The sequence below is a fragment of the Pelomonas caseinilytica genome (assembly GCF_021353235.1).
GTDB classification, from domain to species: domain Bacteria; phylum Pseudomonadota; class Gammaproteobacteria; order Burkholderiales; family Burkholderiaceae_C; genus Pelomonas; species Pelomonas caseinilytica.
The window spans coordinates 69,084-90,065 of the sequence record NZ_JAJTWT010000005.1; the positions used below are offsets into that span (position 1 = coordinate 69,084).

Annotated in this window: 24 protein-coding genes and 1 pseudogene; 21 read left to right on the forward strand and 4 right to left on the reverse strand. The window is 68.7% G+C overall.

The features are described 5' to 3' along the window. Positions 1–21: 21 nt before the first annotated feature. Both LXT12_RS13115 and LXT12_RS13120 read left to right on the forward strand, forming a co-directional pair. Positions 22–420, forward strand: a complete 399-nt coding sequence (locus tag LXT12_RS13115) for a helix-turn-helix domain-containing protein (protein ID WP_233392640.1) — start codon at positions 22–24, stop codon at positions 418–420. 580 nt (positions 421–1,000) lie between these two features. Beyond that, positions 1,001–1,243 carry a helix-turn-helix domain-containing protein gene (locus LXT12_RS13120; protein WP_349255025.1) on the forward strand — a complete coding sequence of 81 codons (243 nt, stop codon included), beginning with the start codon at positions 1,001–1,003 and terminating at the stop codon, positions 1,241–1,243. A gap of 174 nt (positions 1,244–1,417) precedes the next feature. Here LXT12_RS13120 and LXT12_RS13125 read toward each other — a convergent pair whose 3' ends face one another. Then, entirely contained in the window at positions 1,418–2,158 is a 741-nt protein-coding gene (locus LXT12_RS13125; RefSeq protein ID WP_233392974.1) for an SAM-dependent methyltransferase, read from the reverse strand. 20 nt (positions 2,159–2,178) lie between these two features. After that, positions 2,179–2,754: a Maf family nucleotide pyrophosphatase gene (locus tag LXT12_RS13130; RefSeq protein WP_233392642.1), complete on the reverse strand. Its 576-nt coding sequence runs from the start codon at positions 2,752–2,754 to the stop codon at positions 2,179–2,181. Between the two features lie 32 nt (positions 2,755–2,786). Here LXT12_RS13130 and LXT12_RS13135 point away from each other — a divergent pair, with 32 nt between their 5' ends. The 19 genes from LXT12_RS13135 (at position 2,787) to acpS (ending at position 19,335) form a co-directional block, all read left to right on the forward strand. Beyond that, the gene (locus LXT12_RS13135; protein ID WP_233392643.1) at positions 2,787–3,344 is read left to right on the forward strand and encodes a YceD family protein; all 558 of its coding nucleotides are present in this window, start codon (positions 2,787–2,789) and stop codon (positions 3,342–3,344) included. A 164-nt stretch (positions 3,345–3,508) separates the two neighbouring features. Further along, positions 3,509–3,694, forward strand: a complete 186-nt coding sequence (rpmF, locus tag LXT12_RS13140; RefSeq protein WP_233375308.1) for a 50S ribosomal protein L32 — start codon at positions 3,509–3,511, stop codon at positions 3,692–3,694. A 111-nt stretch (positions 3,695–3,805) separates the two neighbouring features. Continuing rightward, positions 3,806–4,903 (forward strand): phosphate acyltransferase PlsX, encoded by a 1,098-nt coding sequence (gene plsX, locus LXT12_RS13145; protein WP_233392644.1) that lies wholly within the window; start codon positions 3,806–3,808, stop codon positions 4,901–4,903. Then, positions 4,900–5,898 (forward strand): beta-ketoacyl-ACP synthase III, encoded by a 999-nt coding sequence (locus tag LXT12_RS13150; protein ID WP_233392645.1) that lies wholly within the window; start codon positions 4,900–4,902, stop codon positions 5,896–5,898. Before plsX ends, LXT12_RS13150 begins: the two co-directional genes overlap by 4 nt. 21 nt (positions 5,899–5,919) lie before the next feature. Next, complete coding sequence (gene fabD / locus LXT12_RS13155; protein WP_233392646.1) at positions 5,920–6,864, forward strand: ACP S-malonyltransferase; 945 nt, start codon at positions 5,920–5,922, stop codon at positions 6,862–6,864. A 4-nt stretch (positions 6,865–6,868) separates the two neighbouring features. Beyond that, entirely contained in the window at positions 6,869–7,612 is a 744-nt protein-coding gene (gene fabG / locus LXT12_RS13160; RefSeq protein ID WP_233392647.1) for a 3-oxoacyl-ACP reductase FabG, read from the forward strand. A gap of 110 nt (positions 7,613–7,722) precedes the next feature. Further along, positions 7,723–7,962, forward strand: coding sequence for an acyl carrier protein (gene acpP / locus LXT12_RS13165; RefSeq protein WP_056204266.1), 240 nt, complete (start codon positions 7,723–7,725; stop codon positions 7,960–7,962). A gap of 40 nt (positions 7,963–8,002) precedes the next feature. Then, a complete protein-coding gene (gene fabF, locus LXT12_RS13170) occupies positions 8,003–9,247 on the forward strand; it encodes a beta-ketoacyl-ACP synthase II (RefSeq protein ID WP_233392648.1) in 1,245 nt (414 codons plus the stop codon). Positions 9,248–9,357: 110 nt separating this feature from the next. Further along, the gene (locus LXT12_RS13175; protein ID WP_233392649.1) at positions 9,358–9,957 is read left to right on the forward strand and encodes a sigma-70 family RNA polymerase sigma factor; all 600 of its coding nucleotides are present in this window, start codon (positions 9,358–9,360) and stop codon (positions 9,955–9,957) included. Then, positions 9,951–10,502, forward strand: coding sequence for a sigma-E factor negative regulatory protein (locus LXT12_RS13180; RefSeq protein ID WP_233392650.1), 552 nt, complete (start codon positions 9,951–9,953; stop codon positions 10,500–10,502). The genes LXT12_RS13175 and LXT12_RS13180 overlap by 7 nt, the downstream gene beginning before the upstream one ends. 69 nt (positions 10,503–10,571) lie before the next feature. Beyond that, on the forward strand, positions 10,572–12,041 hold the full coding sequence (locus LXT12_RS13185; RefSeq protein WP_233392651.1) for a DegQ family serine endoprotease: 1,470 nt from the start codon (positions 10,572–10,574) through the stop codon (positions 12,039–12,041). Between the two features lie 502 nt (positions 12,042–12,543). Continuing rightward, positions 12,544–14,352 carry a translation elongation factor 4 gene (gene lepA / locus LXT12_RS13190; protein WP_233392652.1) on the forward strand — a complete coding sequence of 603 codons (1,809 nt, stop codon included), beginning with the start codon at positions 12,544–12,546 and terminating at the stop codon, positions 14,350–14,352. A gap of 42 nt (positions 14,353–14,394) precedes the next feature. Then, a complete protein-coding gene (lepB, locus tag LXT12_RS13195; protein WP_233392653.1) occupies positions 14,395–15,372 on the forward strand; it encodes a signal peptidase I in 978 nt (325 codons plus the stop codon). A gap of 8 nt (positions 15,373–15,380) precedes the next feature. After that, positions 15,381–15,764 carry a DUF4845 domain-containing protein gene (locus LXT12_RS13200; RefSeq protein ID WP_233392654.1) on the forward strand — a complete coding sequence of 128 codons (384 nt, stop codon included), beginning with the start codon at positions 15,381–15,383 and terminating at the stop codon, positions 15,762–15,764. Positions 15,765–15,780: 16 nt separating this feature from the next. Continuing rightward, positions 15,781–16,476 (forward strand): ribonuclease III, encoded by a 696-nt coding sequence (gene rnc, locus LXT12_RS13205; RefSeq protein WP_233392655.1) that lies wholly within the window; start codon positions 15,781–15,783, stop codon positions 16,474–16,476. Next, entirely contained in the window at positions 16,473–17,393 is a 921-nt protein-coding gene (era, locus tag LXT12_RS13210) for a GTPase Era (protein WP_233392656.1), read from the forward strand. Before rnc ends, era begins: the two co-directional genes overlap by 4 nt. Positions 17,394–17,418: 25 nt before the next feature. Beyond that, on the forward strand, positions 17,419–18,168 hold the full coding sequence (gene recO / locus LXT12_RS13215; RefSeq protein ID WP_233392657.1) for a DNA repair protein RecO: 750 nt from the start codon (positions 17,419–17,421) through the stop codon (positions 18,166–18,168). Further along, on the forward strand, positions 18,165–18,932 hold the full coding sequence (locus tag LXT12_RS13220) for a pyridoxine 5'-phosphate synthase (RefSeq protein WP_233392658.1): 768 nt from the start codon (positions 18,165–18,167) through the stop codon (positions 18,930–18,932). Before recO ends, LXT12_RS13220 begins: the two co-directional genes overlap by 4 nt. A 4-nt stretch (positions 18,933–18,936) precedes the next feature. Continuing rightward, positions 18,937–19,335 carry a holo-ACP synthase gene (gene acpS / locus LXT12_RS13225; protein ID WP_233392659.1) on the forward strand — a complete coding sequence of 133 codons (399 nt, stop codon included), beginning with the start codon at positions 18,937–18,939 and terminating at the stop codon, positions 19,333–19,335. Here acpS and LXT12_RS13230 read toward each other — a convergent pair. Both LXT12_RS13230 and LXT12_RS13235 read right to left on the reverse strand, forming a co-directional pair. Continuing rightward, entirely contained in the window at positions 19,332–20,399 is a 1,068-nt protein-coding gene (locus LXT12_RS13230; RefSeq protein ID WP_233392660.1) for a hypothetical protein, read from the reverse strand. The genes acpS and LXT12_RS13230 overlap by 4 nt on opposite strands. Positions 20,400–20,658: 259 nt before the next feature. After that, positions 20,659–20,916 (reverse strand): annotated as a pseudogene (locus LXT12_RS13235) (transposase); the annotation flags it as partial. Between the last annotated feature and the right edge of the window lie 66 nt (positions 20,917–20,982).

Genomic DNA, 20,982 nt, shown 5'->3' on the forward strand with positions numbered 1-20,982 from the left:
CGACGTCTGGGGCAACCATAAGTGTTGATTCGCAACTCAACAAAAATGGCCGATCAACGACGTCCCCGGCAAAAGCTCGATGAGGCAGCTCAAGGTGAGCTGCCGGTTCGACTGGGACGCAACCTGGCAGCGCGTCGCAAGGCGCTCGGACTGACGCAAGCCGGTGTAGCAGAGCGGCTCGGAGTCGATACGGAAACGCTGTCAAGGTTCGAGCGGGGCAAGCATGTGCCATCGCTGCTGACGCTTGAGCGGTTGGCGGCGGTTTTAGGCTCCACCTGCGGCGCATTGCTCGAAGAGGTGCCTCCGCAGCCGTCATCCGACGCGCTCATGATTGAAACGTGGCTTGCCGCCTTGAGTGCGAAGGACGCCGCTTTTGCGAGGCGCATGCTCAAGGCCTTCTGCGACCACCTCGCTCGTTGATACGTCGCCGCGATCCTCCGCCGAACGCCGTAATCCATAGGCCAGATTGAAAGGGCTGCCGAAGGCGATTTCCCACCAATCGCTCTGTCGTTCAGTGCTACGCAAGGATCGCGAAGGCCGCAGGGATGCGGTCGGGCAGGGCGGTCGAGCCGCCCCGCTCTTTATGGCAATCTCCCTGATGTGCTCAATGCCCCGTGCGCATAGGTCCCGGGCCGCGTGAGCAAGCGCGGCGCGCGCCGGCCAGGCGCCCAGGATCTCGTACTCGCTCTGCTTGAAGAGTCTGAGCGCCCAGCGCCACGCGAGGTGTTTGACCGCATCGCCATCCCGGATGGGCAGACGCAGGGTTTTGAACTTGGCGAAGACGTAACGTCGGCAGAGCGGCCTGTCGAGCCAGGACGTGTTTTGCTGAACAGGGATCTTGCTCATCGCCACCTCAACTGAGGGCTAGATAGATGACAGCATATATGCCGTGGCCTGATCATGCAACGCCTGCGAACCTCGTTGGGTGGCTCCGGCAAAAGTTCCTCTCAAACGCACGACGGTCCGTGCGACGCCACGGTCTGACTCGTTTGACCCTTCAGTGGCAAAAGCCTGTGGGACGGTTCTGCGGGCCATGCGCCTCGAACGTGGTGTGGCCCAAGACGCCTTTGCCCTGTTGGCGGGCATTGACCGCTCGTATTACGGCAAGCTCGAGCGAGGCGAGCGTCAGCCTTCGATCGCAGTCCTGCTCAAGTGCGCCACCGCGTTCGCGGAGTCTGGCGCGGCGTTGATGGCGGCGATTGAGCGCGAGCTGGTGGCTGTCCGTCGTGCGCCCAACGCGTAGTAGTGCTGCTGCCTTGGGGCTGTGCGCCTACTTTGATCTCAGACGTGCCCCCTCTGCAAAAGGCGGCTCCGGTGCCGGGTCTGCGCTGGCGGCCGAGGTGCCGGCATCACGGGTCACGGTGCGCTTACATGCGATGCCAGGGCTAGTGCATAGCTCCCCAACGGCACGAAGCGCTTAGCCGAGGATCGCGAACACCGCCGGGATGCGGTCGGGCAGGGCGGCCGAACCGCCCCGCTTCCAGTCGGCCACCGTCGCGGTGTGCGTCCAGCCACCGGGCAGCGTCAATCCAACGCTGATCGACAGCCGCGTGCCCGGCTTCAGCGTGTTCAGCAGGGCCTGGCGTAAAGCCTCGTTGCGGTAGGGCGTTTCGATCAGCAACTGGGTCTGCTGAGCTTTGGCCGACAGGGCTTCCAGCTCGCGGATCCGTGCCGTCTTTGCCGCGCCGTCCACCGGCAGATAGCCGACGAAGGCGAAGCTCTGCCCATTCAGCCCGCTGGCGGCCAGGGCCAGCAGCAGCGAGCTCGGACCCGACAGCGGCAGCACCTCGACACCCGCCTGGTGCGCCAATGCCACCAGGCGCGCGCCCGGGTCGGCCACCGCCGGCAGGCCGGCCTCCGAGATCAGGCCGAGGTCATGCCCGTCCAGTGCCGGCTGTAGCAGGGCGCGCCAGGCTACTGCGTCATCGCCCGCCGGCTTGCCACCTTTGGCTGGCCGCGGCAGTTCGGCAATGTGCAGGGCCTGCAGCGGCTGGGCCAGCGGCGTGAGCGCGTCCACGCGCTTGAGCAGGGCTCGCGTCGTTTTCGCGTTCTCGGCCGCCCAGTGCGTGAGCCGTGCGGCGGTCTCGATCACCCGCTGCGGCAGCACCGTGCGCAGGTCGAGGCTGTCGTCCACGCCGAAGTCCAGCGTGTTGGGCATGAGGATGAGGCGACCCTTCTTCACGCCAGCGGCTCCAGGCCGGCGCGCCGGAGCAGGGCGCAGGTGCGGATCAGCGGCAGGCCGATCAGGGCCGTGGGGTCGTCGGATACGACGGCGTCCAGCAGCGCGATCCCTAGGCTCTCGACCTTGGCGCTGCCGGCGCAGTCGTAGGGCCGGTCGGCTTTCAGATAGGCCTCGATCGCGGCGTCGCTCAGTTCGCGGAAGCGCACCCGCACCTCGGCGCGCTCGATGGCCGCCAAGCCCGGCGCGACGACGGCCACCGCCGTCTGGAAGATCACTTCCCGCCCGCTCATGCGGCGCAACTGGGCGGTGGCCACCTCATGCGTGCCGGGCTTGCCGATGGTCTCGCCGTCCAGGTCCGCCACCTGGTCGGAGCCGATGACGACGGCGCCGGGCCGCTGGGCGGCGACGGCCCGCGCCTTGGCCAGGGCGAGCCGCTCGGCCAGTGCCGCCGGCGCCTCGCCGGGCAGGGCGGTTTCGTCGACCTGGGATGCCGCCGCCTCGAAGGGCAGGCGCAGGCGGGCCAGCAGCTCGCGCCGGTAGGGAGACGTGGAGGCGAGGATCAGAGCAGGCATCAGGGCATTGTCCCCCGCCTAAACTCCGTTCCATGAAACCGCGCGCCTTCGTCCCCGAGAAGCTTGACCTCGCCGCCTTCGCCCGCGACGGCGCCAGCCTGGACGGCGAATGGCCCGCGGCCACCCTGGAGCGGCTGGCCGACTTCGGCGCGCCGGAGTCCCCGGCGGAGGCTTGGCCGGCGGTCCGCTGGAGCCTGCATGGCGAAATCCGCCAACCCAAGGGCGGCGCGGCCCAGGTCTGGCTGCACCTGGCAGCGCAGGCCCATGTCGCCCTGACCTGCCAGCGTTGCCTGCAGCCCGTCGAGGAGGCGCTCGAGGTGGACCGCTGGATCCGCTTCGTCGACACCGAGGCCGAGGCCGCGGCGCTCGACGCCGATAGCGATGACGACGTGCTCGCCCTGCCGCGCCACCTCGATGCCCGCGAGCTCATCGAGGACGAGCTGCTGCTGGCCCTGCCGCTGGTGCCGCGCCACGAGGCCTGCCCCGAGCCCCTGGTTCACCAGGACGAGGCCGGCGCCGCCGAGGTGGAGGAAGAGCGCCCCAACCCCTTCGCCAAGCTCGCGGCGCTCAAGCGTGGCGGCAGCGCCTGAGGCCATGTCGTCGCACGCCGAGGCGGGCCGGTCGAACGGCGTGGTTTGGCGGAGCGGGCATTCGGTGCTACACTCGCGGGCTTTTCTGCGGCCTGGAGCTCGAGCCTCGTTCTCGCTTCCTGGGGTCGCAACCCCCAGCACCGCACCCGCATTCGGAGAATTTCATGGCCGTCCAGCAAAACAAGAAGTCGCCTTCCAAGCGCGGCATGCACCGTTCCCACAACGCCCTGGTCAACCCGGGCACGGCCATCGAGCCGACGACGGGCGAAGTGCACCTGCGTCACCACATCAGCCCCAACGGCTTCTACCGTGGCCGCAAGGTGCTGAAGAGCAAGGCCGACGCGGCCTGATGACGCCCGGCGTCGCCAGGCGCGCCGCCGCACCGCTGAAGAATCTGCCGACCCGGCCTGCGCACCGCGCAGCGCCGGGTTTGGTCTTTGTGGCTCACCCAAACCACTGCAATGACCAGTAGTCCCTCGTCCGAACCGATCCGCCTGGCCGTCGACTGCATGGGTGGCGACCACGGCCCCTCGGTCACGCTGCCGGCCTGCCGCGCCTTCCTCGACAAGCACCCCGGCGCCGAGCTCCTGCTCGTCGGCAAGCCCGAGGCGCTGACGGCCGCGGCGGCCTGGCCGCGCTGCCGCGTCGTCGCCGCCAGCGAGGTCGTCACCATGGACGACCCCATCGAGGTGGCCTTGCGCCGCAAGCGCGACTCCTCGATGCGCGTCGCCATCCAGCAGCTCAGGGCCGACCGCGACGGCAATCCGGCCTCGGCCCACGCCTGCGTCTCGGCCGGCAACACCGGCGCCCTGATGGCCGTGGCCAAGGTGCTGCTCAAGACCCTGGACGGCATCGATCGCCCGGCCATCGCCACCGTCATGCCCAACCAGCGGGGGCGCTTCACGACGGTGCTGGACCTGGGCGCCAACGTCGATTGCACGGCCGAGCACCTGCTGCAGTTCGCCGTCATGGGCAGTGCCCTGGTGGCGGCCGTCGAGGGCAACGAGGAGCCCAGCGTCGGCCTGCTCAACATCGGCGAGGAAGCCATCAAGGGCAGCGAGACCATCAAGCAGGCGGGCGAGCTGCTGCGCGCGGAAGGGTCGTCGGGCCGGATCAACTTCTTCGGCAACGTCGAAGGCAACGACATCTACAAGGGCACGACGGACATCGTCGTCTGCGACGGCTTCGTCGGCAACGTCATGCTCAAGACCTCCGAGGGCCTGGCCACCATGATGGGCGCCTTCATCAAGGAGGAGTTCAGCCGCAACCTGCTGACCAAGGCGGCGGCCCTGGTCGCGATGCCGGTGCTCAACGCCTTCAAGAACCGCGTCGACCACCGGCGCTTCAACGGCGCGGCCCTGCTGGGACTGCGGGGCCTCGTGTTCAAGAGCCACGGCTCGGCCGACGCCTTCGCTTTCGAGATGGCGCTGGCCCGCGCTTATGATGCCGCCCGCAACCGGCTGCTTGACCGGGTCCACGACCGCATCGTCGCCACGCTGCAAGCCAGGGCGACCGATGCCGGAGACAACGCGGCGGATTCCGTCGCGCAGGCTGCATGAGCCCTTCCGCACACACCTCTCCCCGCTACTCCCGCATCCTCGGCACCGGCAGCTTCCTGCCGCCGGACCGCGTGACCAACCAGGCCCTGGCCGACCGCCTCGCCGCCGACGGCATCGAGACCTCCGACGACTGGATCGTCGAGCGGACCGGCATCCGCGCCCGCCATTTCGCGGCGCCCGACCAGGCCTCCAGCGACCTGGCCTTCCCGGCGGCCCAGGCCGCGCTGGAGGCGGCCGGCGTGAAGGCCGAGGAACTCGACCTCATCATCGTCGCGACCTCCACGCCCGACATGGTCTTCCCCTCGACGGCCTGCCTGCTGCAGCGCAAGCTCGGTGCCTTCGGCTGCGCGGCCTTCGACGTGCAGGCCGTCTGCGCGGGCTTCGTCTACGCCCTCAGCGTGGCCGATTCCATGATCCGGGGCGGCACGGCGACCAAGGCCCTGGTCATCGGCGCGGAAGTCTTCTCGCGCATCCTGGACTTCAAGGACCGCACGACCTGCGTGCTCTTCGGCGACGGCGCCGGTGCCGTCGTCCTCGGCGCCAGCGAGACGCCCGGCATCCTGGCCACCGAGCTGCATGCCGACGCGCGCCACGTCGACATCCTCTGCACCCCCGGCACCGTCTCCGGCGGCCAGGTGATCGGCTCGCCGCTGCTGCGCATGGACGGCCAGGCCGTCTTCAAGCTCGCTGTCGGCGTGCTCGACAAGGTGGCCCGCTCGGTGCTCGACAAGGCCGGCATGACCGACGCCGACATCGACTGGCTCATCCCCCACCAGGCCAACATCCGCATCATGCAGGGCACGGCCAAGAAGCTGCGCATGCCGCTGGACAAGCTCATCGTCACCGTCGACGAGCACGGCAACACCTCGGCGGCCTCCGTGCCGCTGGCGCTGGATGCCGCCGTGCGCAGCGGCCGCGTCCAGCGTGGCGACACCGTGATGCTCGAAGGCGTCGGCGGCGGCTTCACCTGGGGCGCCGCGCTGCTCAACTACTGATCCCTGTCTCTCTCCGATCCCATGACTGCACCGTTCGCCGTAGTTTTCCCCGGCCAGGGCTCGCAGGCCGTCGGCATGCTCGACGCCTTTGCCGACCATCCTGAAGTCCGCCGCACCCTGGAAGAGGCCTCGGCCGCCCTCGGCGAGGACATCGGCGCCCTGATCCACGCCGGTCCCAAGGAACAACTCGACCTGACGACCAACACCCAGCCCGTGATGCTGACCGCCGGCATCGCCTGCTGGCGCGCCTTCGTGGCCGAGACCGGCGCCAAGCCGGTGGCCGCGGCCGGCCACTCCCTGGGCGAGTACACCGCCCTCGTCGCCGCGGGCGCCCTGAGCCTGGCCGACGCGCTGCCGCTGGTGCGCTTCCGCGCCCAGGCCATGCAGGAGGCGGTGCCCGTCGGCGCCGGCGCCATGTACGCCATCCTCGGGCTCGACGGCGAGGCCGTCCGCGAAGGCTGCGCCAAGGCCGCGGCCGAGACCGGCGAGGCCATCGAGGCCGTCAACTTCAACGATCCCAAGCAGACCGTGATCGCCGGCAGCAAGGCCGGCGCCGAGAAGGCGGCCGAGATCCTCAAGGCCATGGGCGCCAAGCGTGCCCTGCCGCTGCCGGTGTCCGCACCTTTCCATTCCAGCCTGATGAAGCCCGCCGCAGAGCGGCTGAAGGACAAGCTCGCCGGCGTGCAGTTCCAGCCGGCCGCCTTCCCGGTCGTCAACAACATCGACGTGGCCGTGACCGACGGCGCCGACGCGCTGCGCGACGCCCTCTACCGCCAGGCCTTCGGCCCCGTGCGCTGGGTCGAGGTCGTGCAGGCCCTCAAGGCGCGTGGCGTCCACCATCTCATCGAGGCTGGTCCCGGCAAGGTGCTGACCGGCATGGCCAAGCGCATCGACGCTGAGCTGCAGGCCGCCTGCATCTTCGATCCCGCCTCGCTGGCCGAGGCCCGTGCCCTCCTGGGAGCCTGAAGCCATGACCGAATCCGCATCCCTGGGCGTCGCCCTCGTCACCGGCGCCAGCCGCGGCATCGGCCGTGCCATCGCCCAGCGCCTGGCCGAAGCCGGCTGGCGTGTCATCGGCACCGCCACGTCCGAGTCCGGCGCCGCCGGCATCACCGAGGCCCTGGCGCCCCATGGCGGCCGCGGCATCGTGTTGAACGTGACCGACGCCGCCGCCAGCCAGGCCGCCGTCGACGACATCGTCGCCAAGGAGGGCGGCCTGCACCTGCTCGTCAACAACGCCGGCATCACCCGTGACGGCCTGTCCATGCGCATGAAGGACGACGACTGGGACGCGGTGCTGGACACCAACCTTAAGGCGGTCTTCCGGCTGGCCCGGGCCGCCACCAAGCCGATGATGAAGCAGCGCGCCGGCCGCATCGTCAACATCACCTCGGTCGTCGGCGCCTCCGGCAATGCCGGCCAGGCCAACTACGCCGCCGCCAAGGCCGGCGTCGCGGGCCTGACCCGCTCGCTGGCCCGCGAACTCGGCAGCCGCGGCATCACGGTCAACTGCATCGCGCCCGGCTTCATCGCCACCGACATGACCGAGGTCCTGCCCGAAGCCCAGAAGGCCGCGCTGCTGGCCCAGATTCCGCTCGGGCGCCTGGGCTCGGCCGACGAGATCGCCGCCGCGGTGGTCTTCCTGGCCTCGCCCGGCGCGGCCTACATCACCGGCACCGAGCTGCATGTCAACGGCGGCATGTACATGGCCTGAGGGCCGGCCGGCGACCCCTTTCATCCCTGCTTGAGCCCCGTCTTAGGGGCACAACTCTAGAGCCCGTAGAATGCCGGGCTGTTTTCTGCAAACCTCTCCTGGAGGAGTTCATGAGCGATATCGAAGCACGAGTCAAGAAGATCATTGCCGAGCAACTCGGCGTGGCGGAAGCCGACGTCACCAACGAAAAGGCTTTCGTCGCCGATCTGGGCGCCGATTCTCTGGACACCGTGGAACTGGTGATGGCCCTCGAGGACGAGTTCGGCATCGAGATCCCCGACGAAGAGGCCGAGAAGATCACCACCGTGCAGCTGGCGATCGACTACGCCGTCAAGCACCAGAAGGCCTGAGCGCCTTCTCCTCTCTCGCAACTTCCGTGATCCGTACCGCATGACTCGTCGCCGCGTCGTCGTCACCGGTCTTGGCCTGATCAGCCCCGTCGGCAATACCGTTGCCGAAGGCTGGGCCAACATCCTCGCCGGCCGTTCCGGCATCGCCACCGTCACCCGATTCGACGCCAGCAACCTGGCGTGCCAGTTCGCGGGTGAGGTCAAGGGCTTCAAGATCGAGGACTACATCCCCGCCAAGGAAGCCCGGCACATGGATAACTTCATCCATTACGGGCTGGCGGCGTCCATCCAGGCGGTACGTGATGCCGGTCTCCCGACCGGCGACCAACTCACCGAGGAGCAGGCCGAGCGCATCGGCGTGCTCGTCGGCTCGGGGATCGGCGGCCTGCCGCTGATCGAAGAAACCAAGACGGAGCTGATCAACCGCGGTCCGCGGCGGATCTCCCCCTTCTTCATCCCGGCCTCGATCATCAACATGATCTCGGGCCACGTGTCCATCCAGTTCGGCTTCCAGGGCCCCAACCTGGCGATCGTGACGGCCTGCACCACCGGCCTGCACGCCATCGGCGAGGCCGGCCGGCTCATCGAGTACGGTGACGCCGACGTGATGGTGGCGGGCGGCGCCGAGGGCGCGGTCTCGCCGCTGGGCATCGGCGGCTTCGCGGCCGCGCGGGCCCTGTCCACCCGCAACGACGACCCCGCCACCGCCTCCCGCCCCTGGGACAAGGACCGCGACGGTTTCGTGCTGGGCGAGGGCGCCGGCGTGCTGGTGCTCGAGGAGTACGAGCACGCCCGCAAGCGCGGCGCCAAGATCTATTGCGAGCTGGCGGGCTTCGGCATGGGCGCGGATGCCTATCACATGACGGCACCGAACGTGGACGGCCCCAAGCGCTCCATGCGCGCGGCGCTGCGCAATGCCGGCCTCAATGCTGATCAGGTCCAGTACATGAACGCCCACGGCACGTCCACGCCGCTGGGCGACGTGAACGAGACCAACGCCATCAAGCTGGCCTTCGGCGACCATGCCAGGAAGATGGTCGTCAGCTCGACCAAGTCCATGACCGGCCACCTGCTCGGCGGCGCGGGCGGCATCGAATCGGTGTTCACGGCCCTGGCCGTGCGCGACCAGGTCGCGCCGCCGACGATCAACATCTTCAACCAGGATCCCGAGTGCGACCTGGACTACTGCGCCAACGAGGCGCGGCCGATGAAGATCGAGATCGCCGCGAAGAACAATTTCGGCTTCGGCGGCACCAACGGCACGCTGATCTTCAAGCGCGTCTAGAGCCGGCCGGCGATGCGCCGCACGCCGCCGGTCGTCGTCCAGATCGAGCCCCTGCCGGCGGTCCAGGCCATCGTCGCCCTTTTCGCTGCGCCAGCGGGGCAGGCCGCCCCATGAGCGCCGGCAATGACGCCGAGGCCGACGCCTTCCTGGTCCGCGAAGCCCAGGCCGGCAGCCGCGCCGCCTTCGACATGCTGGTGCTCAAGTACCAGCGCCGCGTCGAGCGCCTGCTCTCGCGCAGCGTGCGCGATCCCGCCGACGTGGCCGACCTTTGCCAGGAAACCTTCCTGGCGGCCTATCGCGCCTTGCCCGCCTTCCGCGGCGAGAGCGCGTTCTACACCTGGGTCTACCGCATCGCCATCAACGCCGCCAAGCGCCATCACGGGCATCGCGCCCGCCAGCGGCCGGTCGAATCCCTGGACGAAGGCGAGGGAACTTTCGGCACCGACCCGGCTCCAAGCGACCATGCGACCCCCGAGGCCCTGCTCGCCAGCCGCCAGCTGGCTCGCGGCCTGGACGAAGCGGTCGCAGCCCTGGCCGAGGACCAGCGCCGTGCGCTGTTGCTGCGAGAGGTGGATGGTTTGAGCTACGACGAGATCGCCGATCTGATGGACTGCCCGCCGGGCACGGTGCGTTCGCGCATCTTCCGCGCCCGCGAGGCGGTCGCCTCGCGGCTGCGTGCGCTGCTGGGCGGGGGAGGGCGGCCATGGTGAACACCGGCTCGCAGCTCGAGCTGCACGCGGCGCTGTCCGCCGTGATGGACGGCCGGGCCACGGCCGCCGACTGGGCCCGCGTGAATGCGGCCTGGGATCAGGACCCGTCGCTGCGCGAACGCTGGGCGCTCTGGCATGCCGCGGGCGACGGCCTGCGCTCAGCCGAACTGCCGGCCTTGCATCGGGACCCGCAGTCGCTGCTCGATGCCCTGCATGCGCGGATGCCGGCATCGCCGGCCGAACGCACGCCGCGGCGCGACTGGTTCGCCCCTCTGGCCGTCGCGGCCAGCTTCGTGGCGGTGGCCGTGGGGTTCGGCGCCTTGCGCCCGCCGACGGCGCCGGAACCGAGCCTGGCCGAGGCGCCGTTTGTCACGCCGCATGCCCAGGTGCTTAGCGGCATGAGCTTTGCGCAAACGGCCGCCGGCCGTACCCTGCCGGGCCTGGGCGCGCCGCAGGAGTCCGGCTTGCCGGCGCAGGCCGTGCCGGAGATCATCGACTGGGGCCTGGCCCTGCCCGAGCCGGCGGCTTCGCAGCCTCAACCTTGAAGCGCCGGCCCGCTGCCCCATTTCCACCGTTTCATCCGCCGTTGCCTCGTCCAAAACTGGAACCTTCCCATGCACGCTGAGAACCGTCCCGAGTCCGTCCGCGCGCGCCGCTTGCTGTCCGGCACGGCGCTGGCCCTGGCCATCGTCTTCGGCCAGACGCCCGCCACCGCCCAGTCCCGCGAACTGCCCGACTTCAGTGAACTGGTCGAGCGCGTCGGCCCTGCCGTCGTCAACATCCGCACGGCCGAGAAGGTCAAGATGAGCGAAGGCCAGGCGGAGATGAACGAGCAGATGCAGGAGTTCTTCCGCCGCTTCGGCATCCCCGTGCCCAACCAACGCCGCGGTGCCCCGCGCGGCGGCGGCACGCCCGACGACGACGGCCCCATGCGCCGCGGCGTCGGCTCGGGTTTCATCCTGAGCGCCGACGGCTACGTGATGACCAATGCCCACGTCGTCCAGGGGGCCGACGAGGTCATCGTCACGCTGACCGACAAGCGCGAGCTCAAGGCCAAGCTCATCGGTGCCGACCAGCGCTCCGACGTGGCCGTCGTCAAGGTGGAAGCGAGCGGCCTGCCCGTGGTCAAGGTCGGCGACAGCAACAAGGCCAAGGTCGGGGAATGGGTCATGGCCATCGGCTCGCCCTTCGGCCTGGAGAACACCGTCACCGCCGGCATCATCAGCGCCAAGCAGCGCGACACCGGCGACCTGCTGCCGCTGATCCAGACCGACGTGGCCATCAACCCGGGCAACTCCGGCGGCCCGCTGGTCAACATGCGCGGCGAGGTCATCGGCATCAACTCCCAGATCTACAGCCAGAACGGCGGCTACATGGGCATCTCCTTCGCGATTCCCATCGCCGAGGCCGTGCGCGTGGCCGACGAGCTGCGTGCGGGCGGCCGTGTCGTGCGCGGCTACCTCGGCGTGCTGCCGGACGACATCACCAAGGAGATCGCCGAAGCCATCGGTCTGGGCAAGCCGCAGGGCGCCGTGATCCGCTCCGTCGTCGCCGGCAGCCCGGCCGAGAAGGCCGGCATCGAGGGGGGCGACGTCGTCACCAAGGTCGACGGCAAGACCGTGGACCGCGCCGCCGACCTGCGTCGCCTGGTCGCCGCCGTCAAACCTGGCGCCAAGACCACGCTGACCGTCTTCCGCCGCGGCGCCACCAAGGACATCGTCGTGACCATTGGCGAAGACGAGCGCAGCAAGAAGCCCGGCAGCGGCAACGACGGCAGTAGCGCCGAGCCGGCAGCCCCGACCGGCCCGAGCGCCGCACTCGGCCTGAAGGTGTCCGAGATCGCCGAGGCCCAGCGCAAGGAACTCAAGCTCAAGGCCGGCGTGAAGGTCGACAGCGCCACCGGCGCCGCCGCCCGGGCGGGCCTGCGCGAGGGCGACCTCATCCTGTCGGTGGACAACGTCGAGGTGGCGTCGGTCAAGGCCTTCCAGGCGCAGATCGCCAAGGCGGAGAAGAGCAAGGTCATCAACCTGGTGGTGCGGCGGGACGACGTCACCAGCTTCGTGCTGCTCAAACCCGGGCGTTGACGCTCAAACCTCATTCGCCGGCTCGGTCTTTCCGCCATGCGGCAAGCAAGCCGGCGAGGTTGTCCACCGTTTCTGGAAGTTGGCGCCGGCTAACTTTTTTGAAGACGCCGGGATTGTTCGCTCCGGCAGCTAAAATCACTGCCCGAAGAGACCTGGAAGGCGGTGTCCCGCGACGGAATAGCCGGCCGCTGGCGGGACCCCGATTTGATCCACAGGCGATCCACAAGAACTTGTGGATAAGCTGTGGTTAAAATCCTTGTTGGCAGCCTGCAACGGGCGGGAAACCAATGCTGGTGCGGTTTCCCGGCCGACCCTTTTGGCTACAATGGAAGCCCAACAAGCAGTTGCCATACCTTTTGTTGGAAGGCGCGTCACCTCTTCGACGTGCCTTTTTTTTGTTTACGGCACGGCCCTGGCGGGCCTTCACATCGCTGCGCGATATGAGCCTCCAACGCAACGGCGTTCGCCGTTGTAGCCCCAGCGATCCGTGCAGCCGACGAGCATGAACCACATCCGCAACTTCTCCATCATTGCCCACATCGACCACGGCAAGAGCACGCTGGCCGACCGCATCATCCAGCGCTGCGGAGGCTTGAGCGATCGCGAGATGGAAGCGCAGGTGCTGGACTCCATGGACCTGGAGCGCGAGCGCGGCATCACCATCAAGGCGCAGACGGCGGCGCTGCAGTACACGGCCAAGGACGGCCAGGTCTACAACCTCAACCTCATCGACACGCCCGGCCACGTCGACTTCTCGTATGAGGTCAGTCGCTCGCTGTCGGCCTGCGAGGGTGCGCTGCTGGTGGTGGACGCCTCCCAGGGCGTGGAAGCGCAGACGGTGGCCAACTGCTACACCGCGCTGGATCTCGGCGTCGAGGTCGTGCCGGTGCTCAACAAGATGGACCTGCCGTCGGCCGACCCCGACAACGCCAAGGCGGAGATCGAGGACGTCATCGGCATCGACGCGACGGACGCCATCCCCTGCTCGGCCAAGACGGGCATGGGCATCGACGAAATCCTCGAGGCCGTCATCGCCCGCATGCCGCCGCCCCAAGGCAACGCCGACGGCCCGCCGCGGGCCATGATCATCGATGCCTGGTTCGACAACTACGTTGGCGTCGTCATGCTGGTGCGTGTCGTGGACGGCGAACTGCGCAAGAACGAGCGCATCCGGCTGATGGCCACCAACGCCATCTACGGCATCGAGCACCTGGGCGTCTTCACCCCCAAGAGCGAGAACCGCGACTCGCTCAAGGCCGGCGAGGTGGGCTTCGTCATCTGCGGCATCAAGGAACTGGCCGCCGCCAAGGTGGGCGACACCATCACCCTGGAAAAGAAGCTCCCGAACAACGCCGGCCCCGCGACGGAGCCGCTGCCGGGCTTCAAGGAGATCCAGCCCCAGGTGTTCGCGGGCCTGTACCCGACCGAGGCCAGCGAGTACGACCAGCTGCGCGACGCACTGGAAAAGCTCAGCCTCAACGACTCCTCGCTGCGCTTCGAGCCCGAAGTCAGCCAGGCCCTGGGCTTCGGCTTCCGCTGCGGCTTCCTGGGCCTGCTGCACATGGAGATCGTCCAGGAGCGCCTGGAGCGCGAGTTCGACCAGGACCTCGTCACGACGGCGCCCAGCGTCATCTACGAGGTGGAGCTGAACGACGGCACCGTGCTGCAGGTCGAGAACCCGTCCAAGATGCCCGACCCCGGCCGCATCCGCGAGATCCGCGAGCCCATCGTGACGGTTCACCTCTACATGCCGCAGGACTACGTCGGCGTCGTCATGACCCTGGCCAACCAGAAGCGCGGCATCCAGCTCAACATGGCCTACCACGGCAAGCAGGTCATGCTGACCTACGAGATCCCGCTGGCCGAGATCGTGCTGGACTTCTTCGACAAGCTGAAGTCGGCCTCGCGCGGCTACGCCTCCATGGACTACGAGTTCAAGGAGTACCGCGCCGCCGACGTCGTCAAGGTCGACATCCTGATCAACGGTGACAAGGTCGACCCGCTGGCCATGATCGTCCACCGCAGCCAGAGCCAGTACCGCGGCCGGGCGGTGGCGGCCAAGATGCGCGAGCAGATCCCGCGGCAGATGTACGACGTGGCCATCCAGGCCGCGATCGGCGCCAACATCATCGCCCGCGAGAACATCAAGGCGCTGCGCAAGAACGTGCTGGCAAAATGCTACGGCGGCGACATCACCCGCAAGCGCAAGCTGCTGGAAAAGCAGAAGGCCGGCAAGAAGCGCATGAAGCAGATCGGCTCGGTCGAGGTGCCGCAGGAAGCCTTCCTCGCCATCCTGCAGGTCGACGACTAACCCCACACCCGCCCGGATTCCCCTGCCTTGAAAACCTCCCTGATGAGCGCACTGACCGGTGTTTTGTACGCAGCCCTGGTGGCCTACCTGGGCGGCTGGTACGTCGGTCGCTGGAGCGGCAACTTCGCGTTGCTGCTCTTCATCCTCACCGCCGTGACCATGCTGTATTGGCTGGCCGAGCGCTTCCACTTCGCGCCGGCCCGCCGCGCCGCCGCCCAGAACCTGGTCGACAACGACGCCAAGCGGCGCGAGAACCTGGCCGCCCAGGGCATTTCCCGCGTCGACGGCGACATCGAGCCGGCCCGCCAGCAGATCCTGCAGCAGCCGTGGTGGCTGGACTGGACCGCCGGCCTCTTCCCGGTGATCCTCGTCGTCTTCCTGCTGCGCAGCTTCCTGTTCGAGCCCTTCAAGATCCCGTCGGGCTCCATGGTGCCGACGCTGCTCGTGGGCGACCTCATCCTGGTCAACAAGTTCCACTACGGCATCCGGCTGCCGGTGATCAACAAGAAGATCGTCTCCAACCACGACGTGCAGCGCGGCGACGTGATGGTCTTCCGCTACCCCGAGGACCCGTCGACCGACTTCATCAAGCGCGTGGCCGGCATCCCCGGCGACGAGGTGTCCTACGTCAACCAGAAGCTCTACATCAACGGTCAGCTGGCGCCCACCCAGCCCCAGGGCAACTTCTACGACGAAGATGCGCGCGTCTACCGGCAGCGCTTCCTCGAGAAGCTGGGCGCCAAGGAACACCAGATCCTCGTCGAGCCCAACGCCCAGCGCTATTTCCGCGCCGACCGGGCCGACGGCCCCTTCCCCTTCAGCGAGAACTGTCGTTACAGCCTCGAGGGCGTGACCTGCAAGGTGCCGGCCGGGCACTACTTCATGCTGGGCGACAACCGTGACAACTCGCGCGATTCGCGCTTCTGGGGTTTCGTGCCCGACGAGAACATCGTCGGCAAAGCCTTCATGGTCTGGATGAATTTCGGTAACCTCAAGCGCATCGGCACTTTCTTCGATTGACGCATCAGATGAGCCACCGCCGCCTAACCTCGCCGTCCACCTGCCACCGCCAACGTGGCCTCACGCTGATCGGCCTGCTGTTCTGGGGCGGCGTCATCGCGGTGCTCGCCGTGGTGGCGATGAAGGTCTTCCCGACCGTGCTGGAGTACTACACCGTCCAGCGCGTCGTCGACCGCATCGCCGCGAGCAACCCCGCCACCGTGCCCCAGGTGCGCCAGGAGTTCGACAAGGCCACCCAGGTCGAATACTCCATCCAGAGCCTCAAGAGCAGCGACCTCGTCGTCACCAAGGACGGCAACGACAAGGTCGTCATCGAGTTCGCCTGGGACAAGGAAGTCGACCTCTTCGGTCCCGTCTACCTGCTGATCAAGTACCGCGGCCGGTCCCACTGACCATGACCCTTCGACGATGAGCGCCGCGCTCGATGCCCTCCAGCGCCGCCTCGGCCACCGCTTCCAGCGGCCCGAGTTGCTGGCCAGGGCCCTGACCCACCGCAGCTACGGCGCCGACCACAACGAACGCCTCGAGTTCCTCGGCGATGCGGTGCTCAGCCTGGCGGTTTCCAGCCTGCTCTACGAGCGCTATGCCGGTTCCGACGAAGGCGACCTGACCCGCGTGCGGGCCCACCTCGTGCGCGAGGACAGCCTGCATCGCCTGGCCCTGGCCCTGGGCCTGCCCGAGGTGCTGCGCATGTCCGAGGGCGAGGCCCGCGGCGGCGGCGCCCAGCGCCCGTCTATCCTGGCGGACGCGGTCGAAGCCCTGCTCGGTGCCGCCTACATCGACGCCGGCTACGAGGCGGCCCTGGGCATCGTGCGCCGGCTGCTCGGCGAGACCATCGCGACCGCGAGCGACGCCGGGGATTTCGCCAAGGACGCCAAGACCGCCCTGCAGGAATGGCTGCAGGCGCGCCGCATCGCCGTGCCGAGCTACCGCATCGTCGCCACCCGCGGCCAGGCTCACGCCCAGACCTTCGAGGTCGAATGCGCTGTGCCGGCCCTGGATGTGGCCGCGCTCGGCGAGGGCCGCTCCCGCCGCGCCGCCGAGCAGGAGGCGGCCCGCCGCCTGCTGGACCGACTCACCGCCGAACGAGGCAGCCGATCATGACCGTGCCCCCGCCCGCCACCGAAGCCGCGCCGCCGGCGCCTCAACGCTGTGGCCTGATCGCCATCGTCGGCCGCCCCAACGTGGGCAAGTCCACGCTGCTCAACGCCCTCGTCGGCCAGAAGGTCAGCATCACCTCCGACAAGGCGCAGACGACCCGCCACCGCATCACCGGCGTGCGCACGGTCGACGAGGCCCAGTTCGTCTTCGTCGACACGCCCGGGTTCCAGACCAAGCACAACGCCGCGCTCAACCGCAACCTCAACCGCACCGTGCACGGTGTGCTGGCCGACGTGGACCTCGTCCTCTTCGTCGTCGAGGCGGGTCGTTTCGGCCTGGACGACGCCAAGGTGCTGGCCCTGCTGCCCGAGGACAAGCCGGTCGTTCTGGTGGCCAACAAGCTGGACGCCGTGCACCGCCGCGCCGAGCTGGCGCCCTGGCTCAAGGGCATGGCCGAACGCCGCAACTTCGCGGAGTTCGTGCCGCTGTCGGCCAAGAAGGAAGCCGACGTCACCCGGCTGTTCAAGATCCTCAAGCCCTACCTGCCCGAGCAGGGCTGGTTTTACGAGGAAGACGCGCTGACCGACCGCAGCGAGAAGTTCCTCGCCAGCGAAATCATCCGCGAGAAGCTCTTCCGGCTGACTGGCGACGAGCTGCCCTACACCTCCACCGTCGTCATCGACAAGTGGGAGGACGAGGGAGAACTGCGCCGCATCAGCGCCAGCATCATCGTCGAGCGCGATGCCCACAAGGGGATGATCATCGGCCAGGGGGGCGAGCGCCTGAAGCGCATTGGCTCGGAGTCGCGCCAGGAGCTCGAGCACCTGATGGACGGCCGCGTCTTCCTGGAGCTGTGGGTCAAGGTGCGCTCGGGCTGGGCGGACAGCGAAGAGCATCTGCGCAGCTACGGCTACGAGTGACCCGGCTCGATCCCAAGGGCCGTCAATGAGCGCCCGCAGCCCGTCGCAGCAGCCCGCCTACGTGCTGCACCAGCACGACTGGAGCGAGTCCAGCCTCATCCTCGACCTGTTCACGCGCGAGTCGGGCCGTATCGCCGTGGCGGCCAAGGGCGCCAAGCGGCCTTATTCGCAGCTGCGTGCCGTGCTGCTGCCCTTGCAGCGCATCACCGTCTCCCTGAGCAAGCCCGCCAAGGCCGACGGCGGCGAGGTGCAGACCCTGCGCAGCGCGGAGTGGGGCGGCGGCGCGACGCTGCCCAGCGGTGCCGCGCTGTTTTCCGGTTACTACCTCAACGAGCTGCTGCTCAAGCTGCTGGCCCGCCACGACCCGCATCCCCAGCTCTTCGACGCCTACGCCGACGCCCTGGCCCACCTGGGCGAGGGCGATGCGGCCCTGCGCGCCTTCGAACTCAAGCTGCTCGCCGAACTCGGCCTGCTGCCCGACCTCAGCGTCGTCACGACGACCCAGGCCCACGTCGACCCCGACCGCCGCTACCAGCTCTCGCCCGAGTCCGGCCTCATCCCGCCCACCGGCGACGCCAGCCTGCCCGGCACCCTGCTGATCCAGCTGCAGGCCGCCCTGCTGCACGGCAGCCCGGCGGCCCTGCGCCAGGCCTGCGCCACGGCGCCGCAGGCCCTCAAGACGACGCTGCGCGGCCTGCTCCACTACCATCTCGGCCACCAGCCGCTGCGCACCCGCGCGCTGATGGTGGACGTGCAACAACTGCTCGACACATGAATCCGCTCGCCCCTGCCGCCGCGCATTGCGCCCTGTCGGTCAACGTCAACAAGGTGGCCCTGCTGCGCAACACCCGCCACCTCGGCATCCCCAGCGTGCTGCGCGCGGCCGAGCAATGCCTGCTCGCGGGGGCCCATGGCATCACCGTGCACCCCCGGCCCGATGCCCGCCACATCCGGTCTGGCGATGTCGACGATCTCGCCGCCTTCCTCAAGGATTGGCCCCAGGCCGAGTTCAACATCGAGGGCAACCCGACGCAGAACCTGATGGATTTCGTGCGGCGGCACCGGCCGCACCAGGTCACTTTCGTGCCCGACGCCGAGGACCAGTTCACCTCGGACCACGGCTGGACCTTCCCGGCCGACGCCGAACGGCTGAGGCCGCTGATCCGCGAAGCTCGTGACTTGGGCGTGCGCGTCAGCCTCTTCATGGACCCCCATCCGGAGGCGATGGCCGCTGCGGCCGAGGCGGGCGCCGACCGTGTCGAGCTCTACACCGAGACCTTCGCCAGCGCCTTCGGCACCGAGCGCCAGGACGCGGTGCTCGCCGGTTTCACGGCCGCCGCCGTCGCGGCGCTGAAGGCCGGCCTCGGCCTGAACGCCGGCCACGACCTGAACCGCGACAACCTCAGCGTCTTCCTGCGCCATGTGCCGGGCGTCCAGGAGGCCTCCATCGGCCATGCCCTCATCGCCGACGCGCTGGAACTGGGCTATGCCGAGACGGTGCGCAGCTATCTGCGCGTCATCGCCACCGCCTACGTCTGACGCCGTGGCGGTCTTCGGCATCGGCACCGACATCTGCGACATCCGCCGCATCGAGGCGACGCTGGCCCGGCGTGGCGAGCGCTTCGCCGAGAAGGTGCTGGGCCCGGATGAACTGCAGGTCTTCCGCGCCCGCCGGGCGCGATCCGAAGCGCGCGGCCTGCGTTACCTGGCCACCCGCTTCTCGGCCAAGGAGGCCTTCAGCAAGGCCATCGGCCTGGGCCTGCACCTGCCCATGCGCATGCCCGATTGCCAGATCCTCAACCAGCCCAGCGGCAAGCCCGTGCTCAAGCTGGGCGGCCCGCTGGCGGAATGGTTCTCCGAGCGGGCCTTGAGCGGGCAGGTCACGCTCAGCGACGAGAGCGACTACGCGGTCAGCTTCGTCGTCGTCGAGCAAGCGGGTTAGGACTTCTTCTTGTCCGCCTTGGCGCCGGCCTTGGGCGAGGCCGGCCGGGCCAGCGACTCGCCCTTGGCAGTCATCAGCATGTCCATGTCCATGTGCATGATGCCGTTGTCGGGCATCTCCATGGTCATCTGCATGTCCATGGACAGCTTGTTGGCCAGCGGCAGGCGGTCGGCCAGGCGCAACTGGCTCGTGCCCTGGCCATGGCCGCTGATGCGCATGTGCATGGCCTTGGGCGCCGCCGTCGGCGCGGAGGCGGCACCACCCTCGGGCGCGGAGGCCGCGGCGCCACCCTCGGGTGCCGAGGCGGCCTGGGGAGCCCTCGGCGTCGGAACCGGCACGTCGGCGTCCACCTTGAGGTCCATGCCGAGGTCGAAGTAGGCGATGCCGCGTTCCAGGCGGACGAGGGTGTAGCGCACCTGGCCACCCATGTTGCCCGCGCCGCCGGGCAGGGGCATCGGCAGAGCCAGGTTCAAGGGCAGGTCAACGCTCTCGCCGACCTTCATCGGCTTCTGGCTCAGGGCCTTGGACAGCTGCAGCGCCTCGTTCACCATGGCATTGCCCTGGGTGCGCATCATCTCGCCGAGCTGGGGCGCGCCTTCCACATTCTGCACCTCGACGCTGAAGTCGCGCGGGTTGAAGCGGGCGGTGACGCTCAGGTCCGAGACCTTCTGGTTGGGCATGGGCATGACCTTGCCGCCCACTTCCATCTGCCCGCTCTTGGCGCCGACGTCCACCGTCAGCGGCAGCCAGCCGTCGGCATCGGGATTGCCGACCTTCAGCGTCTGCTGCATGTGCATCGTCATCTTCATCGGCCCCATCTGGGCCATCTTCTCGGCCGCCTGGGCGGCCTGGGCCCGCTGGGCTTCGGTTGCATCCGGGCCGGCCTCGGCACGCATCTTCACGGTGGCCTGCATGTCGATCTGCAGGCGCTGGTGCTGGCCCGGCCGCGGCGTGGTGTCGAAAGTGGCGGTGGCGGCCGGGGCGGCCGGCGCCGCACCGGCGCCAAGGTGAAGGGCCATCAGGCCGGCGGCGAACAGCGGGCGAAGCGGGGAGGCGAGGGTCACGTCAAACTCCAGAGGAAGGCCGCCAGGCTGGCAGCAGGTCGGCATCCTAGGGGCGGCGCATCAGCGCGCCCGTCAGGATCGCCCGGTAATTTCACCAGCGGGCGCTGATGCGGCGTCTTCAGACTCCTTTACGCGCATCGCGCTACGCTCCCTGTAAGTGCATCAGCCGCAGGCGTCCTCGCAACTGAATTCAGCACCCGCGTCGCGCCCAGTGGCGGCAGGTCCGGATTGGACCGCGGGCGAAGGTATTTGCGAGGGGCCATTGCGAGATCTTGTCGTTGCGTTTGTGGGCTGTCATGAGGGCCGGCTTGGCGCCCTGGATCAGCTGCGTGCGCAGGTAGTCGTCACCGCGTTTGGTGATACGGCCCAGCACCGTCTTGCCGCCGCTGGAGTTCTGCCTGGGCACCAGCCCCAGCCACGAGCCGAACTGCGCGCCGTTCTTGGACTGTGTGAAGTCGCCGATCGTGGCGACGAGCGCCGAGGCGGTCACGGGGCCGATGCCGGCAAGTTGGGCTGCTGACAGCTTCCAGCCTGCTGCTGATTTGGCGAGCTCTGCTTTGGGCACGAAGCTGCCCGGTGACTC

What these genes read in the sequence shown, in the direction of transcription:
- LXT12_RS13180 (WP_233392650.1), top strand. Translation starts at nt 9,951, where the DNA reads ATGGTGAACACCGGCTCGCAGCTCGAGCTGCACGCGGCGCTGTCCGCC.
- LXT12_RS13200 (WP_233392654.1), top strand. Translation starts at nt 15,381, where the DNA reads ATGAGCCACCGCCGCCTAACCTCGCCGTCCACCTGCCACCGCCAACGT.
- recO (WP_233392657.1), top strand. Translation starts at nt 17,419, where the DNA reads ATGAGCGCCCGCAGCCCGTCGCAGCAGCCCGCCTACGTGCTGCACCAG.
- fabD (WP_233392646.1), top strand. Translation starts at nt 5,920, where the DNA reads ATGACTGCACCGTTCGCCGTAGTTTTCCCCGGCCAGGGCTCGCAGGCC.
- acpP (WP_056204266.1), top strand. Translation starts at nt 7,723, where the DNA reads ATGAGCGATATCGAAGCACGAGTCAAGAAGATCATTGCCGAGCAACTC.
- lepA (WP_233392652.1), top strand. Translation starts at nt 12,544, where the DNA reads ATGAACCACATCCGCAACTTCTCCATCATTGCCCACATCGACCACGGC.
- plsX (WP_233392644.1), top strand. Translation starts at nt 3,806, where the DNA reads ATGACCAGTAGTCCCTCGTCCGAACCGATCCGCCTGGCCGTCGACTGC.
- LXT12_RS13130 (WP_233392642.1), bottom strand. Translation starts at nt 2,754, where the DNA reads ATGCCTGCTCTGATCCTCGCCTCCACGTCTCCCTACCGGCGCGAGCTG.
- fabF (WP_233392648.1), top strand. Translation starts at nt 8,003, where the DNA reads ATGACTCGTCGCCGCGTCGTCGTCACCGGTCTTGGCCTGATCAGCCCC.
- LXT12_RS13125 (WP_233392974.1), bottom strand. Translation starts at nt 2,158, where the DNA reads ATGCCCAACACGCTGGACTTCGGCGTGGACGACAGCCTCGACCTGCGC.
- fabG (WP_233392647.1), top strand. Translation starts at nt 6,869, where the DNA reads ATGACCGAATCCGCATCCCTGGGCGTCGCCCTCGTCACCGGCGCCAGC.
- LXT12_RS13220 (WP_233392658.1), top strand. Translation starts at nt 18,165, where the DNA reads ATGAATCCGCTCGCCCCTGCCGCCGCGCATTGCGCCCTGTCGGTCAAC.
- lepB (WP_233392653.1), top strand. Translation starts at nt 14,395, where the DNA reads ATGAGCGCACTGACCGGTGTTTTGTACGCAGCCCTGGTGGCCTACCTG.
- LXT12_RS13185 (WP_233392651.1), top strand. Translation starts at nt 10,572, where the DNA reads ATGCACGCTGAGAACCGTCCCGAGTCCGTCCGCGCGCGCCGCTTGCTG.
- LXT12_RS13150 (WP_233392645.1), top strand. Translation starts at nt 4,900, where the DNA reads ATGAGCCCTTCCGCACACACCTCTCCCCGCTACTCCCGCATCCTCGGC.
- LXT12_RS13135 (WP_233392643.1), top strand. Translation starts at nt 2,787, where the DNA reads ATGAAACCGCGCGCCTTCGTCCCCGAGAAGCTTGACCTCGCCGCCTTC.
- LXT12_RS13175 (WP_233392649.1), top strand. Translation starts at nt 9,358, where the DNA reads ATGAGCGCCGGCAATGACGCCGAGGCCGACGCCTTCCTGGTCCGCGAA.
- era (WP_233392656.1), top strand. Translation starts at nt 16,473, where the DNA reads ATGACCGTGCCCCCGCCCGCCACCGAAGCCGCGCCGCCGGCGCCTCAA.
- rpmF (WP_233375308.1), top strand. Translation starts at nt 3,509, where the DNA reads ATGGCCGTCCAGCAAAACAAGAAGTCGCCTTCCAAGCGCGGCATGCAC.
- rnc (WP_233392655.1), top strand. Translation starts at nt 15,781, where the DNA reads ATGAGCGCCGCGCTCGATGCCCTCCAGCGCCGCCTCGGCCACCGCTTC.